Here is a 15396-nt window from a genome sequence, read left to right as displayed (position 1 = left end):
ATGCCGCTGGCGGCACGTTCCCGGCCATGGGGCCGGGCGCGCCCGCCCATATTTTTTGCCACCAGCGGACTCACCCTCCGTGCCACGCAACGACAGCACCTCCATGAACAAGACCCCATCGAGGCCCGACCGTCTCTGGCTGGCCCTGCTCTCGACCCTGCCCGCAGCGGCGGCCGCGCAGGCCGTCGACATCGACAAGGTCCACCGCCTGCCGCAGGTGGAAGTGGTGCACCAGGCGCCGTTGCCCGGCCTGGACGTATCGGTAGAGCAATACCCCGGCAATGCGCAAATGCGCAGCGACGCCCAGATCGAGCGCGCCGGGGCCACGAACCTGGCCGACTTCCTCAACCGCAGCATGCCCGGCGTCGTCAGCGCCGACATCCAGGGCAACCCCTACCAGATCGACCTGAGCTACCGCGGCCACCGCCTGTCGCCCCTGCTGGGCTCGCCCCAGGGCCTGTCGGTGTACCTGGACGGCGTGCGCATCAACCAGCCGCTGGGCGATGTCATGGACTGGGATCTGGTGCCCGAGATGGCTTTGGCCGATGTGGCCCTGATTCCCGGCACCAACCCTTTGTTCGGCCTCAACACCCTGGGCGGGGCGCTGGTGCTGGGCACCAAGTCGGGCTTGACGCACCCGGGCACGGAGGTCGATGTGTCCTTTGGCAGCCATGCGCGCAAGCGTGTCGAATTCGGCCATGGCGCACGGTGGGGTGAGGGCTGGCACGCTTATGTCGCCGGCACCTGGTTCGACGAGAACGGCTGGCGCGAGCGCTCGCCGGGCCACCTGGGCAACCTGTTCCTCAAGCTCGGGCGCAATCTGGGCGACACCTCCTGGGCGCTGAGCTACACCCATGGCCGCAGCCACTTGACCGGCAACGGCCTGCTCAACCAGAGCCTGTACGACATGCAGCCCAACGCGGGCTACACCTTCCACGATCAGACCCGCAACCGTGGCGATTTGCTGAATTTCCAGCTGACGCACTCCATCACCCCAAACGACCAGCTTTCGCTGGTGGCCTGGCACCGCTCTGCGCGTCGCAACGGCAGCAACGGCGATGTGAGCGGAAACTGGGCCGAATGGATAGAGAGCTGCGAAAAACCCGGTACCGCCCATTGCACCAACCCGGCGGCACCGGGCTATATCCGCAACAACGCGGTGTTCAACGTGAGCCAGGCGCGGTATTCCGAGGCCGGCACGACGCTGCAATGGACGCGCCAGGCCGGCGCGCACCAACTGGCCCTGGGCGCCGACCTGGCGGGCAGCACGGCCGACTACGACCATTACCAGCAGGAAGCCCTCTTCGACGCCAACCGCGTCACCCAGACTATCCCCGGATCGGACCTGGAGCACGAGGTGTCCCTGCGCGGACGCAGCACGCGCCTGGGGCTTTTCGCTGCCGACACCATCAGCCTGACCGAACACACGCAGCTGAGCCTGTCGGCGCGCTGGAACCACAGCCGCGTGCGCAACGACCTGGGGCACCCAGCACCCTACGAGCGCGAGAGCTTCACCTACAGCAAGCTCAACCCGGCCATCGGTATCACGCACGCCTTCACCCCGGCGGCCACCGGCTTTGCCAGCCTGTCGCAGGGCACGCGCATGCCGACCGCGCTGGAGCTCGGCTGCGCCGACCCGGCCCAGCCCTGCACACTGCCGACCGGCCTGCAGGCTGACCCCTACCTCCAGCAGGTGGTCACCCGCACGCTGGAGCTGGGCGCGCGGCTGCGCCCGGCCGACGGCGTGCTATTGACCAGCGCCCTGTTCCGCTCGGTGAACAACGATGACATCGCCTTCATGCGCGCGGGCATCTCGCAGGCGGGGTTCTTCAACAACATCGGCAAGACCCGCCGCCAGGGCCTGGAGCTCAGCGTCCATGTGCAGCGCGGCACCTGGGACATGCGCGCCAGCTACAGCTACCTGGACGCCACCTATCAGAGCAGCGGCGTGCTCTTCGGCCCCCTGAGCACGGCCGCCAGGCCCAACGAGTTCCACCCCGGCACGCGCATGGCCGCCCTGCCGCGCCATGTGTTCAAGCTATCGGCCGACTGGCGCGCCACGCCCACCGTGGTCGTGGGTGGCGACTGGCTCGCCATGGGCTCCCAGGTGGTGGCCGGCAACGAGAGCGGCTCGCGCCCCAAGCTGGGCACCGTGGCCGGCTACGGCCTGTTCAACGCCCGTGCCAGCTGGCAGGTCTATCCGGGCTGGAAGGTCTACGCGCGCGCCAACAACCTGCTCGACAAGCGCTACGTCACCTACGCCACTGGCAGCGAGGACGCCTTCCCCGGCGGCGTGGCGGTCCGGCCCGGCGACGACATGGGCTCTTCGCGCTTCGTCGCGCCCGGCATGGGCCGCAGCTTCACCGTCGGCATGCGCTACGAATGGCGTTGAAAAACCCTGGAAGGCCGCGCAGGCATTCCAGGGTTTTGCATTGGCGCCGCAGTCAGGGCGCGGTCAATGTCAGGCCATGCTGCTTGAAAATCGCCAGCAGTTCGCCGCTGCCGCGCAGTGACTGCAGGGCCTGTTGCAGGGCCTGGCCCAGCTCCTCGTTCCTGGCCTTGATGGCCATGCCCACCAGCCAGCCCTGGGACGGCACGCCCGCCAGCGGGAGCTCGCCGATCGCCATCTGCTCGGACCTCGGCTGCGCCTGGAAGATTGCGGACTCCGCCTGCGCGCGCGTGACATAGGCGGCGGCCGCCTCGCCCTGCAACACCGCCTGCACGGCCTTGACGCCGTTTTCGTACAGGTGCACCTGTGCGCTCAGCAAGCGGTTGTCGTGCCCGATCAGGGCGCTGGCTGCGCCGGTGCCGCGCTCGGCGGCCAGGGGCACGCCCCGGAGGTCGGCAACCCCCGCCACCTCCGGCAGGCGCCGCTTGTCGCGCACCAGCACGACCTGCTCGCGCATGTACGGAGCAAAGATCAGCGCCTGCCTGTTCTGCTGCATGAAATACTTGTCCACGGGCACGTGTAGCATCACGTCGGCCGGACCGTAGCCCAGGTAGTGGCCCTTCCAGACCATGTTGCGCAGGTCGTCGTTCATGTTCTCGTCGCCATCGAAGGGCAGCAGGGACAGCTGCAACCCCATGGCACGCGCCAGGGCCTGCGCCAGCGACACGTCCAGCCCCTGAATGCCCTGCGCCGACTTCGCGGAAAACGGCGGGAAGTCGTTGTACAGCGCCACCTTGAGCGCGCCGTTGGCGCGGATGCGCTCCAGGCCGCTCGGTTCTTCCTGTGCATGGGCCGCGCCCATACCGGCGAGCAGCGGCAGCAGCCCCAGCACCAGCTGGCGGCGGCCCGTCGATGGCGGTTTGTGGGATGCGCCGTTCATGGTTCGCGCCGCGATTCGAGATAAGTCTTGATGGCCCACAGGGCCTCCTGGGACAACATGCCCTCGAACGGCGGCATGTACACCCGGCCGTCGCGCGTGCGGCCCCGGCGCGCGGTGCCCATGAAGTAGTCGTTGACCTCCTTGAAGCAGGCGTTCTTCTTCAGCGCGTCCGCCAGGCTGGTGCACTCCTCGTCGAGCTTGCGCAGGTCGGGGGCAATGCCGCCGGATATGGCCTCCAGCCCGTGGCAGCGGGCGCAGTTCTGGTTGTAGCCGGATGCGCCGATGCGCACCGCCTCGGCCTGCGCGGGGCCCTTGCTGTAGGGGTTGTCCTCCAGCCATTTCTGCCCCACGGGCGGCAGGGTGCGCGTATCCACGGGCTGCGGGGTCACGTCCCCATGCGCCCAGGCGGCGCCCAGGCTGGCGACCAGCGCAAGAGCGAGGGCCGATGGTGCGCCCTTGCGGGCCCATGTCTGAACGACGGAATGCATTGATGTCTCCTTGGTCTCTGGTGGTACCAGCCTGCAGCAAGAACCAGGCCATGCTGCGCGCCACACGGTACGCACCATGCCCCGCCGCACTGTGACAAGCATTGCTCCGCTTTGGAGCACTTGAGCGCGCCGTGGCACGCTGCCGCGGTGTGGGGACGGGCAGGCCGGCGCCGTGCCAGCCGACGGCATGGCATGGGCGTGGGGGCTTGGCATTTTTTTTGCTGAGCTATGCCCATACTGTTTTTGCGCGTCCCGTGGTCCCTGCCGAATACCATCAAAAAAAACCTGCCATGCACTTTGACGCTGCCAGCGCACCAGAGCACCACCACTCCGGCGCCCCCACCATGCTGCCCCATCTTTCGCGCCACCTGCGCCTGCAGTACCAGACCGCCCAGACGCGCTGGGTGCTGCGCTCCTCCGAGGACACGGTGCAGCTCAACGACAGCGCCGCCGAGATACTGCGCCGCTGCGACGGACGCCACACCGTGGCGGACATCGTCTGCGAGCTGGAGGCGCTGTACGACATCCAGGGCATCGGCCCCCAGGTGCAGGAACTGCTGGCCGAGGGCATGCGCCGGGGCTGGTTAGACTGATGGGATACCCCCCTGTGGCGCTACGCGCCTTCGTTTGGGGCGCGCCGGTTTCGTAGGTTGTGGGTGGCGCGTAGCGCGCTGCTGGTTTATAGATCAATCGGACATAACGCTTATGCGACAAGCGCTGACAGCTATCAAAAAGTGCGCCCCATGGGCAGCCCTTCTGCTGCTGTTGCCTTGCGCGGCGCAGCCCTTGCCTTCGCTGCCCGTCCAGGACGTGGCCCTGCTCGCCGGCAACTGTGTCACTTGCCACGGCCCCGGCGGGCGGCCGCCAGCCGAAGCCTCGGGCAGCATTCCGGCCCTGCGCGGCCGCAGCAGCGCCCTCTTGCTGGAGCGCATGCAGGCGTTCAAGGCCGGGCGGGTGGCCGGCGCCACCGTCATGCCGCTCCTGATGCAAGGCTATGACACGGCCCAGATGCAGGCCCTGGCACGGTGGTTTGCCGCCCTGCCCACGGAGACGCCGTGATGGCGGCGTTGCACCGCCGTCAACTGCTGCTTGGCGCCGCAAGCCTGGCCGCACCCGCCGTCGTGCGTGCGCAAGGCGCAGGTGCGCGCGTGGTGGTGGTGGGCGGCGGCTTTGGCGGCGCCACGGTGGCGCGCTACCTGCGCACCTGGGCGCCGCAGGTCCAGGTCACGCTGGTCGAGCCCGCCGATCGCTTCTTCACCTGCCCGTTCTCCAACCATTACCTGGCGGGACTGCGCAGCTGGGACAGCATCGGCCACGGCTACGACGGCCTGCGCGCCACGGGCGTACAGGTCGTGCACGCGCGGGCCGAGGACGTGGATGGCCAGCGGCGCAGCCTGCGCCTGCACACCGGCCAGGAACTGCGCTGGGACCGCCTGGTGCTCTCGCCCGGCGTGGACATGCGCTGGGACGCGCTCGAAGGCTACGACCGGGCGGCCGCCGAGCTTGCACCCCATGCCTGGAAGGCCGGCGCGCAGACCCTGCTGCTGCGCCGCCAGTTGCAGGCCATGCCCGACGGTGGCCGGTTCGTGATGGTGATTCCCGACAACCCGTTCCGCTGCCCACCCGGGCCGTATGAGCGTGCCAGCCTGGTGGCGCACTACCTGCGCCAGCACAAGCCGCGCAGCAAGCTGTTGCTGCTGGACGCGAAGAACAACTTCTCGAAGAAAGCGCTGTTCCTGCAGGGCTGGAAGGCCTTGTACGGCGACATGCTCGAATGGGTCAGCCTGGCGCAGGACGGCCAGGTGGTGCGCGTGGATGCGCGGGCGCTGGAGGTGGAGACGGCCTTCGGCACGCACCACAGGGCCGACGTGCTCAACGTCATCCCGCCGCAGAAGGCGGGGCTGATCGCCGAGCGCGCGGGCGTGACCGACGCCAGCGGCTGGGCCCCCGTGCGCGGCGAAAACCTCGCATCGCAGCGCGTGGCCGGCATCCATGTGCTGGGCGACGCGGCCCTGGCCGGGCCCATTCCCAAATCCGGCTTTGCGGCCAACAACCAGGGCAAGGTAGTGGCGGCGGCCATCGCCGCCGAATTGAGCGACAAGACGCCCCCCACGGCCTGGTACGCCAACACCTGCTACAGCCTGCTGGCGCCGGGCTACGGCATCTCCGTGTCAGGGGTGTACCGCGTGCAGCAGGGGCGCCTGGCGGACCTGCCGCACAGCGTGGGCGTGAGCCCTCTGGACGCCCCGGCCGGGCACCGCGCCGCCGAGGCGAACCACGGCGCGGATTGGTACGCGGCCATCAGCGCGGATATCTGGGACCGCTAAGGGCCGCGGCCTCGCGCGGCCCGCGCTGCGCGAGCTGAAGCAGCCGCTCCAGCGCCTCGCCGTCGCCGTTCTGCGCCAGCGCTTCCCACAGCCTGCGGGCACTCTGGTAGTCGCCCAGCAGGCAAGCGGCCTGGGCCTGCAGGTGCTGGTCTCGCTCGTCAACGGCTGGCTGGAGCATGGCCCGGGCCGCCCCGAGCAGAGTGCGCGGATGCACGGCAGCCATGGCGTGGCTCACGGCTTGCTGCTGAGCACCCAGCCGGCCAGCAGTTTCAGGTCCTGCGCGCTGAGGCTGGAATGCGCAGGCATGGCTGCCCGCCCCCACTTGCCCTTGGAGCCCAGTTGTATGGACTGCGCCAGCGAAGCCACGGCATCCTTGTCGCCGGCGTATTTCTCGGCCACCGAGTTGAATGCCGGGCCGACGATCTTCTCGGCTGCGGAGTGGCAGCTGTAGCAGCCGTTGGCCTTGGCGATCTCGGCCGCTGAGGCCAGGTCGGTGGAGGCATGGGCTGCGGCGGCAGCCCACAGGGAGGCGAGGAAGAAGACGTTGCGCACGGTGGGGACCTTTCAGTGGGATTCATGGACTTGCCACGTGCCTGGGGCAACATCCATGCCAACCTGGCCGCCACGCCGGTCCACCCCGCAGTGCGCACTTACGTACCAGGGTGCCCGCAAAGTGTTCAGATTTGAAGCAGGATCTGCCACAAATCCGGGGAGCCCCGGGGACAGGTGACGGCGCCCAGCAGCGCCATGTTGCTGATCGCCCGCGAAGTGCGGCGCCAGCCCCAACTTGACCAGCTGTATCTCGACCTTGAAGCGGTCAGCCCCCGAGGCGCATGCACGGCGCGCGCTGCCTCGGGCACGCCCTCGATGGGCTGCAGCGCAGTTTGAATGGCCGCGTTGCGGCGCGGGGAACTCGGCCATCCAGGCGTCGGTCAGGAGCGGCCCGATGCGGGCGGACTCGCTGCGCACGGTCTTGCCCACAAAGAGCGCCATGCAGCCCTCGGCACTCAGCGCCCAGCCGGCCTCTTCGAGCATGTCGCGCAGGAGGGGCTTGCTGTCGACGAGCACGCCGTCGCCGCCGAACAGCATTGCTTCAAAATTCATAGCATACAATGCAGAAAATTTGCCGACATTGATCGCTTTTTGGGCTCAAAAATGATCTCCATCGACGACCACACCACCATCGCCGACGCCTTCTTGCGCGCCACCGCAGCCTACGGCCCGCGCAGCCTGCTGGCCGTGCCCGCCAACCCGGCACGCAGCTACGACCCGCAGGGCCGCGAAATCAGCTATGCCGAAGCCGCCGCGCAGGTGCATGGCCTGGTGCAGCGCTACCGCGCCGCCGGCTACGGCCTGGGCCACCGCGTCGCCCTTTTTCTGGAGAGCCGGCCCGAGCACATGCTGCACAAGCTGGCGCTGAACACCCTGGGTGTGTGCGTGGTGCCAGTCAACCCCTACTACCGCCCGCGCGAGCTGGCCTACCTGATCGACCATGCGCGCGTGGACCTGGTCATGGCCTTGCCCACGCGCCTGCCGGCGGTGCAGGCCGCGCTGGCCGAGGCGCGCCACCAGCCGCCCATTTTTACGACCAATTCCACACCCGATGGCACTGCGCCGCTGCCCGCTGCTGCAAGCCCGGCGCAGGTCGGAAAGCCCCAGGCCGACACGCCCGCCAGCATCCTCTACACCTCGGGCACCACCGGCCAGCCCAAGGGCTGCGTGCTGTCGCACCGCTACGAGCTGGCGGCCGGCGACTGGTATGCGCGCCGGGGCGGCATGGCGGCCATCCGCGAAGGCCAGGAGCGGCTGTACAACCCGCTACCGCTGTTCCATGTGAACGCCTCCATCCTGTCGTTCTACTGCATGCTGCTCACCGGCGGCTGCCAAGTGCAGACCGACCGCTTTGCGCCCGCGCGCTGGTGGCAGGAGGTGTGCGAGAGCCGCGCCACCATCGTGCATTACCTGGGCGTGGTCGTGCCCATGCTGCTGGCCCAGCCGGCCAGCCCGCTGGAGCGCGCGCACGGCGTGCGCTTTGGCTACGGCGCCGGTGTGGAGCCGCAACTGCACGCGCGGTTCGAAGAACGCTTTGGCCTGCCACTGGTCGAGCTGTGGGGCATGACCGAGATCGTGCGCGTCATCTCCGACCACCACGCGCCGCGCCAGGTGGGCACGCGCGCCTTTGGCCGCGCCGAGCCCGGACTGGAAGTCTGCGTGATGGACGAAGCAGGCACCGAGGTGGCCGACGGCCAGCCCGGCGAAATGTGGGTGCGCCACAGCGCCGCCACGCCGCGCAAGGACTTCTTCAGCGGCTACCTGGACGACCCCGAGGCCACCGAGGCCGCCTGGCGTGGCGGCTGGTTCCACACCGGCGACATCGTCACCCGCGACGCCAGCGGCATGCTGCGCTTCATGGACCGGCGCAAGAACATCATCCGCCGCTCGGGCGAGAACATTGCCGCCGCCGAGGTCGAGGCGCTCTTGCTCACCCACCCGCTGGTGCACCAGGCGGCCGTGATGGCCGTGCCCGATGCCGTGCGCGAAGAGGAAGTGCTGGCCTGCGTGGTGCTCGACCCCGCTGCGGCGGCGGACCTGGCGCACGGCGACGCGGCGCGCACCCTGCAGGATTTTTGCCTGCGCGAGCTGGCTTACTACAAGGCGCCGGGCTGGTGGTGGTTTGCCGACGAGATCCCCACCACCGGCACGCAAAAGATACAGAAGCACCGCATCTTCCCGGCCGGCAGCGACCCGCGCACGCTCGCAGGCATGGTGGACCTGTGCGCGCGCAAGAAGCGGCAGGTGGGGTGAGCGCGGCGCATCAAAAAAGAGCGCCCCCAACGCAGTCAGCACTCCACCCCGGCCGCGCGCGGCAGGTGGTTGGGGCGCGGATCGCCCACCGCGCCGAACAGCACGGCGTCCGCAAACCGGCCATCACCTCGGGGCCGATGCCTTCTGCGGGCAGCAACGCGATGCGTGCCACGCTCAGTCTTTCACTGCACCGGCCTTTTGCACCAGGGCACCGTGCTTGGCCAGTTCGGTCTTGAAGAATGGCTCGGTCTTTTCCGGCGACATATCCACGGGTGCAATGCCCTGGGCGGCCAGAATGTCCTGCACCTCTTTCAGCGCCAGCGTGGTGCGCACATCCTGGTAGAGCTTTTGCACCAGGGGCTTGGACAGCCCCGCCGGCCCGATCAGCGCCAGCCAGGCATCGAAGCTGTAGTTCGGCAAGCCCGACTCGGCCAGCGTGGGCACATCGGGCAGCACCGTGGAGCGCTGCGTGGTGGACACGCCCAGCGCCCGCAGCTTGCCGGCCTTGACATGCGGCGCCGCCGCCGTGACCGACAGAAAGGCCAGCTGGATCTGCCCGCCGATCAGGTCGGTTGTCAGCGGCCCGGTGCCGCGGTAGGGTATGTGGGTCAGGAAGATGCCGCCTTCGCTTTTCAGCAATTCGGCCGCCAGGTGCAGCACGCTGCCATTGCCCGCCGAACCATAGTCCACCTGCCCCGGATGGGTCTTGGCGTAGGCCACCAGCTCCCGCAGGTTTTTGACGGGCAGGGTGTTCGTTGCCACCAGCACCAGAGGGACTGTGCCGACCACTGTGATCGGCGTGATGTCCTTGAGCGAATCGAAGGGCATCGTCTTGTAGATCGCCGGGTTGATAACGTGGTTGGACGACACCAGCGCCAGCGTGTTGCCGTCCTTGGGCGCACGCACCAGCTGGGTGGTTCCCGACACGCCGCCGGCACCCACGAGGTTGTCCACCACCACGGGCTGGCCAAGTGCCCGCGCCAGGGGCTGGCCCAGCGCCCGCGCCAGCGTATCCACGGTGGAGCCCGTGGTCAGCGGCACGATCAGGCGCACGGGCTTGTCGGACTGGGCCTGCGCCCAGGGCATGGCTGCCGCCAGCGCGGCGGCCAGGACGGCCCGCCGGCCCTGAAGAATCAATGCGTTCATCGTTGTCTCCTGTCGTTATAAGGAATTCATGCGTTCACGGTGCCAGCAATGCCCGCCCCGTAGCGGCTCTGCAGTTCGGCAAAGGACAGCAGCTCACCGGCGATGGCGCTGGCGGCCACCGTGGGCGGGCTGGCCAGCCACACCTGGCCCGGGCCGCCACGGCCGGGGAAGTTGCGGTTGATGGCGCTCACCGTCACCTGCTCCTTGCGCACCGAGCCCCCCGGCCCGCAGTTGCCGCAGGCGCCGCAGGAGGGCTGCAGCATGCGCGCACCGACCTTCTCGAAAGCATCCATGTAGCCCGCGGCGATGCAATGGTCGCGCACCGCCGTGGTGCCAAACTGCAGGAACAGCTCCACTCCCGGCGCCACCTTCAGTCCGCGGTCGGCGGCCCAGCGCAGCACGGCGTGGTAATGCACGAAATCCTCGCGCTTGCCGGCGGTGCACGAGCCGCCGTAGGCAATGTCGATGCGCACACGCGCTCGCAGGCTGGCCAGCGGCAGGCCGTTGCCGGGGTCGCCCGGGGCCGCCACCATGGGCGGCACGGCGGCGCAGTCGATGTGCAGAGCATGGACATGCAGCGCGCCCGCATCGCTGTGCATCCAGGGCTCTATCACAAAATCAACGCCCCGCCGCTCACGCAGGAAGCGCACGGTTTCCGCGTCGGGCGCCACGATGCCGGTGAAGCCACCCATCTCGGCCACCATGTTGGTCAGCGTGGCGCGCTCGTCGGTGGCCAGGTGGGCAATGGCCGTGCCGCAAAACTCGAACACCTTGCCCAGCCCACCGCCCTCGCGGATGTAGGGCTGCGCCAGCAGGTGCAGCACGATGTCCTTGGCCGTGACGCCGGGCGCCGGGCAACCGTCCAGCACCACCTGCAGCGACTGCGGCACGGTGAGCCGCACGGCGCCCGTGACGAAGGCATTGGCCATGTCGGTCGTGCCCACGCCGAATGCCACGCAGCCCAGCGCGCCGCTGTGCGGCGTGTGCGAATCGGTGCCCACCACCACCTGCCCGGGCAGCGCGTAATGCTCGGCCACCATGGCGTGCGAGATGCCTGCGCTCTGGCCACCATCACCGCGTGCGGCCTCGTCTTCGGTCAGCGTGCGGTGCGTGCGCAGGCCGTAGCGCGCGGCGAAAGCCCGCTGCGCCTCGACCATGCGCTGCACATTGGGCACCAGCCCGGCGCGCACATGCGCGGGGCTTTCCTTCACATAGGAGGTGTGGTCCTCAAACACCACCACGGACTCGGGGGCGTGCAGCACCAGCGGTTCGCCGAACGTGGCGTGCAGCATGTGCGCGGCCATGCCGGTGTAGTACTCGTGGATGAAGCGCCAGTCGGCGCGCACAAACGCGCCGGCACCCGGCGCGGGGTGCGGCTCGGTCAGCTCGGTGCGCAGGGCGTGGCGTGCAATGATTTTTTCGAACAGCGTGCGCGGCGCACCGCCCGCCAGCGCAGGTGCCAGCGCCACGTCGCGCATCCAGCGCTGGCCGAATGGCAGCAGGCCGCCGCTCTTCAAGATGGCGGCCGCCAATGCATCGCGCCCCTGCACCAGGTCCCCGATGGCGATGGCCTCGCCGCGCTCGATGCGCCCGACGAGGCTGAAGTCGGTGGATGTGAACAGACCAATGTTGTCGGCATTCTGGCGGTAGATGCGCTCAAAGCTCTCGGCGATCACCAGGCGCACGCCCGCCAGCTTTTCCGCTGCGGGGCTGTGCTCTCGCGACGAGCCCTTGCCATAGCGCTTGCCCGCCACCACCACGCTGAAGCCGCCTTCGCGGATGGCGTTGGCACGCACCGGCAGGCTGCCGCCGGCCTGGAAGCCGGTGTAGGGGTAGCGGCCCAGCGCGTCGTCGTAGTGCGTCAGGATGGGCAGCGGCGTGATCTCGTCGGTCGACACGTCGTCGCGCAAGGCCCCGGCATCCACCAGCGACAGGCGCTCGCCCGCCATCTGGCGCGCCATGCGCTCGGCCGAGGCGCACAGATACAGGATGGGGCCGCTCAGGCGGATCGATGGTTCTTCATGGGACATGGCCGCATGATGGGCAGCCCGAGGCCCCGCTGCCAAGCGCCATTTCGGCACAGGGGGTCGCGCGTTTTGCGTGATCCCAGGAAACCCTCACCGTGCGCACGGCGGCATCAACCGCGCCACGCCTCGATGACGGCCTGCACCGAGCGCAGCCGGGGCGTCTTGCGCGGCGCGTAGATGCACAGCTCGCGCGCAGCCCAGGGTTCGTCCAGCGGACGGCGCACGAAACGGCGGCTTCCGGCGTAGGCGGCCGCGGCGCTGTGCGGAATGATCGCAATGCCCATGCCCGCCTCGACCATGCGACACACCGCATCAAAACTGCTGACCGACACCGCCATCTGCAGGGGCTGGCCCGCGGCAAAAGCCTGTGCATGGACAAAGCGGTCCAGCGAGCCGCCGCTGCGCACGCCGATCAAGGGGTAGGCCATGGCCTCGGCAAAGCGCACAGCCCGCCTGCGCGCCAGCCCATGCCCGCGCGGCAGCACCACCAGCAGCGGGTCGCTGGCGAAATGCCAGCGCTCGATGCTCTGCGGCACCTCGGTGTGCACCCCCAGGCCGACGTCAGCGCGGTCGTCCAGACAGGCGCGCACCACCTCGGGCGTGTCCTGCTCGTGCAGCGACACCCGCACATCGGGGTACTGCGCCAGCAGGGCCTGGAGGCGCTCGGGCAGAAAACCCACCACGGCCGACATGTTGGCCCACACGCGCACATTGCCCGCCACGCGCCCGCCGAGCGACTGCACCTCGCGCGCCAGCTGCTGCAGCTCGCGGTCAATTTGCAGCCCGCGCCCGAACACCAGCTGGCCCGCGTCCGTCAGCACCACGCCACGGGGGGAGCGCACCAGCAGCGGGGTGCCAAACGCATGTTCCAGATCCACCAACCGGCGGCTCAGCGCCGAGGGCGCAATGTGCTCGCGCGCCGCCGCGCGCACGATGGAACCCTCCTGCGCCGCAGCGGCGAACAGGCGCAGGCTGTAGGCATCGATGCGGCGATTCATCGAACCAGGGCCTACTTCAGCGCCCCAAACACCTTCTTCAGGATGGCGCTGCCCGCCGCGGCCGGATTCTGGCGCAGCTTCTGCTCCTCCTCGCCAATCACCAGGAACAGGCCGTCCAGCGTCTTGCCGGTCACGTACTGCTCTATGGTGGCGTCTTCCTTCTTCACCAGCCCAAAGCCCGCCGCCTTGCCGGCGAAGGCGTTGTACTGCTGGGCCAGGCCCACTTTCTGCGTGGCCTGGGTGACCACGGGCAGGAACTTCTGGCCCAGTGGAGCGCGGGTCTTTTCAGAAAAGAACTGCGTCACCGAGGTGTCGCCGCCGGTCAGGATGTTCTTGGCGTCGGTCACCGTCATGCTGCGCACGGCGCCGACCAGCAGGTCCTTGCCCAAGGGCACGGCGGCCTCGGCGGCGCGGTTGATGGAGGTCTCCAGCTCTTCGATGCGCTGGCCCTGGCCGAATTTCTTCATCAGTTTGGCGGCGTCCTCCAGGTAGCCCGGCAACGGGATGCGCACCTTGGGGTTGTTCAAAAAACCGCCCGACTGACCCAGCAGGCCCACGGCCGCCAGCGCGCCCTGCTCCAGCGCGGCCTTGACGCCGCTGCTGGCGTCGGCATTGCTCAGATCACCGAGCGACAGCGCCTGCGCCCGCGTGGTGGCCAGCAGGACCAGGGCGGCCAGGCCGGAAGTCTGGAATTGGCGTCGTTGCATGGAATGCTCCTTGGAAGTGAAAACGTTCAAGCGGCCCCAGTGTGCCGCGTCTGCGCCAGGCCGTGCAAGGTGCCCCCGTCCAGCAGCGCCGGCAGCTCGCCCATGTCGGCCATCACATGCACGGCGCCGGCCGCGCGCAGCGCCGCGGGCGAGCCATGGCCCACGGGCGACGGGCTGTAGCCCACCACCGTGGCGCCCGCGGCCACGCCGGCAGCGACGCCGGTCACCGTGTCTTCGACCACCAGACAGCGCGCGGGCGGCACGCCCACGGCGGCGGCCGCTGCCAGGTACACGTCGGGTGCGGGCTTGGTGGCCGGCATTTCGTGGCCGCTGAAGATGCGGCCGGCAAAATACGGCGCCAGGCCCACCTTGTCCAGCTGCATCTCGACCTTGAAGCGATCAGCCCCCGAGGCGCAGGCGATGCGCCCCTGCAGCCGCGCATGGACGGCGCGCACCGCCTCCACCGCGCCTTCGATGGCCTGCAGCTCGGCCTCCAGCCGGGCGTTGCGGCGCGCGTAGAACGCGGCCATCCAGGCGTCGGTGAGCGGGCGGCCGGTGTGCGCCGCTATGCGCGCGGCCTCGCTGCGCACCGTCTTGCCGATGAAAACCCGCATGCACTCTGCGGGGCTGATGGCCCAGCCGGCCTCGTTGAGCATGGTGCAGAGCACGCCGTTGGTGATGGGTTCGCTGTCCACCAGCACACCATCGCAGTCGAACAGGATCGCTTCAAATTTCATCGTTTCAGGCGCTTTACTGATAGTGGTTTCAGGCCATTTTGGTTGGAAATCAGCGGCTGTCGCCATCCACGTAGTACCAGCGCCCGGTTTCGCGCACGAAACGGCTCTTTTCATGCAGGCGCACGGCGCGCCCGGCCACGCGGTAGCGGGCCACAAACTCGACCTCGGCGTGGTCGGCATCCAGCACGCGATGGCTGCGCACCTCCAGGCCCAGCCAGTGCGCCCCGGGCTCGAACGCGAGCGTGGCCGGGCGCTGGCTGGCGTGCCAGGTGGCCAGCAGGTAGTCGCCCCGCTCCCGCACGAAGGCGCTGTAGCGCGAGCGCATCAGCCGCTCGGCGTCGGGCGCGGGCGTGGCATCGAAATGCTCCACATAGCGGCCGCAGCAGTCGGCATAGGCCAGCGGGGTGCGCCGGGGCGACAGGGCGCCACAGGGGCATGGCAAGGGGGTCGAGGGCTGGGGCATGGCGTTGCTGTGCGGGCAAGAAAACAGGTCGATTATTGAACGTAGACTGCAGCCAGCGCGGCAGCCGCCGCCGCATGCCAGGGAGATGCCGATGTTCGCGATGAGCGTGCCGTGGTGGGAGTTTGTGCTGCGCGCGGGTGGTTGCCTGGACGCGCACGAGGTGGAGCGCGCCACCATCGAGACCAATGGGCAGATCACGGTGGTGCTCAAGCGCCGGGGGTGATGCCGGCAGGATTCAGGTGATTTTTGGCCCCTGGCGCTTGTCCATAAAGCACAGGGCAATCGCATCTAAATAGTGATACCCAAGACGCGCTCCAGATAGCCCAGATTCCACCCCGCACGCTTGCGCTTGGCCTGCACGCCAATCTT

At 68.9% G+C, this 15396-nt stretch carries 16 protein-coding genes and 1 pseudogene; 6 read left to right on the top strand and 11 right to left on the bottom strand.

Annotation, left to right across the window (positions count from 1 at the left end; all coding sequences use genetic code 11):
- Nucleotides 1-103: 103 nt before the first annotated feature.
- A complete protein-coding gene (locus BLW02_RS16390) occupies nt 104-2392 on the top strand; it encodes a TonB-dependent receptor (RefSeq protein ID WP_139285393.1) in 2289 nt (762 codons plus the stop codon).
- A gap of 52 nt (nt 2393-2444) precedes the next feature.
- Here BLW02_RS16390 and BLW02_RS16385 read toward each other — a convergent pair whose 3' ends face one another.
- Nucleotides 2445-3329 carry a substrate-binding periplasmic protein gene (locus BLW02_RS16385; RefSeq protein ID WP_092700336.1) on the bottom strand — a complete coding sequence of 295 codons (885 nt, stop codon included), beginning with the start codon at nt 3327-3329 and terminating at the stop codon, nt 2445-2447.
- Complete coding sequence (gene pedF / locus BLW02_RS16380) at nt 3326-3817, bottom strand: cytochrome c-550 PedF (protein WP_092700333.1); 492 nt, start codon at nt 3815-3817, stop codon at nt 3326-3328. Before pedF ends, BLW02_RS16385 begins: the two co-directional genes overlap by 4 nt.
- Nucleotides 3818-4107: 290 nt before the next feature.
- Between pedF and pqqD the strand changes: the two genes are divergently transcribed.
- The 3 genes from pqqD (at nt 4108) to BLW02_RS16365 (ending at nt 6144) form a co-directional block, all read left to right on the top strand.
- Nucleotides 4108-4410 carry a pyrroloquinoline quinone biosynthesis peptide chaperone PqqD gene (pqqD, locus tag BLW02_RS16375; RefSeq protein WP_244273728.1) on the top strand — a complete coding sequence of 101 codons (303 nt, stop codon included), beginning with the start codon at nt 4108-4110 and terminating at the stop codon, nt 4408-4410.
- 193 nt (nt 4411-4603) lie between these two features.
- Nucleotides 4604-4876 carry a c-type cytochrome gene (locus BLW02_RS16370; RefSeq protein ID WP_092700330.1) on the top strand — a complete coding sequence of 91 codons (273 nt, stop codon included), beginning with the start codon at nt 4604-4606 and terminating at the stop codon, nt 4874-4876.
- Complete coding sequence (locus BLW02_RS16365) at nt 4876-6144, top strand: NAD(P)/FAD-dependent oxidoreductase (protein WP_092700326.1); 1269 nt, start codon at nt 4876-4878, stop codon at nt 6142-6144. The genes BLW02_RS16370 and BLW02_RS16365 overlap by 1 nt, the downstream gene beginning before the upstream one ends.
- On the opposite strand, the gene BLW02_RS16360 is transcribed toward BLW02_RS16365, so the two are convergent.
- Genes BLW02_RS16360 through BLW02_RS16350 form a run of 3 tightly spaced genes read right to left on the bottom strand, consistent with a single transcriptional unit; the run spans nt 6119 to nt 7248 of the window.
- On the bottom strand, nt 6119-6367 hold the full coding sequence (locus BLW02_RS16360; protein WP_092700323.1) for a hypothetical protein: 249 nt from the start codon (nt 6365-6367) through the stop codon (nt 6119-6121). The genes BLW02_RS16365 and BLW02_RS16360 overlap by 26 nt on opposite strands.
- A gap of 8 nt (nt 6368-6375) precedes the next feature.
- Complete coding sequence (locus BLW02_RS16355; RefSeq protein ID WP_092700320.1) at nt 6376-6696, bottom strand: c-type cytochrome; 321 nt, start codon at nt 6694-6696, stop codon at nt 6376-6378.
- Nucleotides 6697-6708: 12 nt separating this feature from the next.
- Nucleotides 6709-7248: an HAD family hydrolase gene (locus BLW02_RS16350; protein WP_092700317.1), complete on the bottom strand. Its 540-nt coding sequence runs from the start codon at nt 7246-7248 to the stop codon at nt 6709-6711.
- Between the two features lie 51 nt (nt 7249-7299).
- On the opposite strand from BLW02_RS16350, the gene BLW02_RS16345 reads away from it, so the two are divergent.
- A complete protein-coding gene (locus BLW02_RS16345; protein ID WP_092700313.1) occupies nt 7300-8949 on the top strand; it encodes an AMP-binding protein in 1650 nt (549 codons plus the stop codon).
- Nucleotides 8950-9123: 174 nt separating this feature from the next.
- Here BLW02_RS16345 and BLW02_RS16340 read toward each other — a convergent pair whose 3' ends face one another.
- The 6 genes from BLW02_RS16340 to BLW02_RS16315 all read right to left on the bottom strand — a co-directional run bounded on the left by BLW02_RS16340 (nt 9124) and on the right by BLW02_RS16315 (nt 15027).
- The gene (locus BLW02_RS16340) at nt 9124-10095 is read right to left on the bottom strand and encodes a tripartite tricarboxylate transporter substrate binding protein (protein WP_026437013.1); all 972 of its coding nucleotides are present in this window, start codon (nt 10093-10095) and stop codon (nt 9124-9126) included.
- 26 nt (nt 10096-10121) lie between these two features.
- A complete protein-coding gene (locus BLW02_RS16335) occupies nt 10122-12056 on the bottom strand; it encodes an aconitase family protein (protein WP_244273731.1) in 1935 nt (644 codons plus the stop codon).
- A gap of 176 nt (nt 12057-12232) precedes the next feature.
- Nucleotides 12233-13120 carry a LysR substrate-binding domain-containing protein gene (locus BLW02_RS16330; protein WP_092700307.1) on the bottom strand — a complete coding sequence of 296 codons (888 nt, stop codon included), beginning with the start codon at nt 13118-13120 and terminating at the stop codon, nt 12233-12235.
- Between the two features lie 11 nt (nt 13121-13131).
- The gene (locus BLW02_RS16325; protein ID WP_092700304.1) at nt 13132-13827 is read right to left on the bottom strand and encodes a DUF4197 domain-containing protein; all 696 of its coding nucleotides are present in this window, start codon (nt 13825-13827) and stop codon (nt 13132-13134) included.
- A 26-nt stretch (nt 13828-13853) separates the two neighbouring features.
- Nucleotides 13854-14564 (bottom strand): HAD family hydrolase, encoded by a 711-nt coding sequence (locus BLW02_RS16320; RefSeq protein ID WP_092700301.1) that lies wholly within the window; start codon nt 14562-14564, stop codon nt 13854-13856.
- Between the two features lie 49 nt (nt 14565-14613).
- The gene (locus tag BLW02_RS16315) at nt 14614-15027 is read right to left on the bottom strand and encodes a YchJ family protein (RefSeq protein ID WP_092700298.1); all 414 of its coding nucleotides are present in this window, start codon (nt 15025-15027) and stop codon (nt 14614-14616) included.
- A gap of 127 nt (nt 15028-15154) precedes the next feature.
- On the opposite strand from BLW02_RS16315, the pseudogene BLW02_RS16310 reads away from it, so the two are divergent.
- Nucleotides 15155-15250, top strand: a pseudogene (locus BLW02_RS16310) (YetF domain-containing protein); the annotation flags it as partial.
- Nucleotides 15251-15396: the final 146 nt, after the last annotated feature.

The organism is Acidovorax soli (assembly GCF_900107605.1).
GTDB lineage: Bacteria > Pseudomonadota > Gammaproteobacteria > Burkholderiales > Burkholderiaceae_C > Acidovorax > Acidovorax soli.
The sequence above is the reverse complement of the archived record's forward strand: the minus strand, read 5'-3'. Positions and strand labels throughout refer to the sequence as shown.

What these genes read in the sequence shown, in the direction of transcription:
- BLW02_RS16390 (WP_139285393.1), top strand. Translation starts at nt 104, where the DNA reads ATGAACAAGACCCCATCGAGGCCCGACCGTCTCTGGCTGGCCCTGCTC.
- BLW02_RS16385 (WP_092700336.1), bottom strand. Translation starts at nt 3,329, where the DNA reads ATGAACGGCGCATCCCACAAACCGCCATCGACGGGCCGCCGCCAGCTG.
- pedF (WP_092700333.1), bottom strand. Translation starts at nt 3,817, where the DNA reads ATGCATTCCGTCGTTCAGACATGGGCCCGCAAGGGCGCACCATCGGCC.
- pqqD (WP_244273728.1), top strand. Translation starts at nt 4,108, where the DNA reads ATGCACTTTGACGCTGCCAGCGCACCAGAGCACCACCACTCCGGCGCC.
- BLW02_RS16365 (WP_092700326.1), top strand. Translation starts at nt 4,876, where the DNA reads ATGGCGGCGTTGCACCGCCGTCAACTGCTGCTTGGCGCCGCAAGCCTG.
- BLW02_RS16360 (WP_092700323.1), bottom strand. Translation starts at nt 6,367, where the DNA reads ATGGCTGCCGTGCATCCGCGCACTCTGCTCGGGGCGGCCCGGGCCATG.
- BLW02_RS16350 (WP_092700317.1), bottom strand. Translation starts at nt 7,248, where the DNA reads ATGAATTTTGAAGCAATGCTGTTCGGCGGCGACGGCGTGCTCGTCGAC.
- BLW02_RS16345 (WP_092700313.1), top strand. Translation starts at nt 7,300, where the DNA reads ATGATCTCCATCGACGACCACACCACCATCGCCGACGCCTTCTTGCGC.
- BLW02_RS16340 (WP_026437013.1), bottom strand. Translation starts at nt 10,095, where the DNA reads ATGAACGCATTGATTCTTCAGGGCCGGCGGGCCGTCCTGGCCGCCGCG.
- BLW02_RS16335 (WP_244273731.1), bottom strand. Translation starts at nt 12,056, where the DNA reads ATGGCGCGCCAGATGGCGGGCGAGCGCCTGTCGCTGGTGGATGCCGGG.
- BLW02_RS16330 (WP_092700307.1), bottom strand. Translation starts at nt 13,120, where the DNA reads ATGAATCGCCGCATCGATGCCTACAGCCTGCGCCTGTTCGCCGCTGCG.
- BLW02_RS16325 (WP_092700304.1), bottom strand. Translation starts at nt 13,827, where the DNA reads ATGCAACGACGCCAATTCCAGACTTCCGGCCTGGCCGCCCTGGTCCTG.
- BLW02_RS16320 (WP_092700301.1), bottom strand. Translation starts at nt 14,564, where the DNA reads ATGAAATTTGAAGCGATCCTGTTCGACTGCGATGGTGTGCTGGTGGAC.
- BLW02_RS16315 (WP_092700298.1), bottom strand. Translation starts at nt 15,027, where the DNA reads ATGCCCCAGCCCTCGACCCCCTTGCCATGCCCCTGTGGCGCCCTGTCG.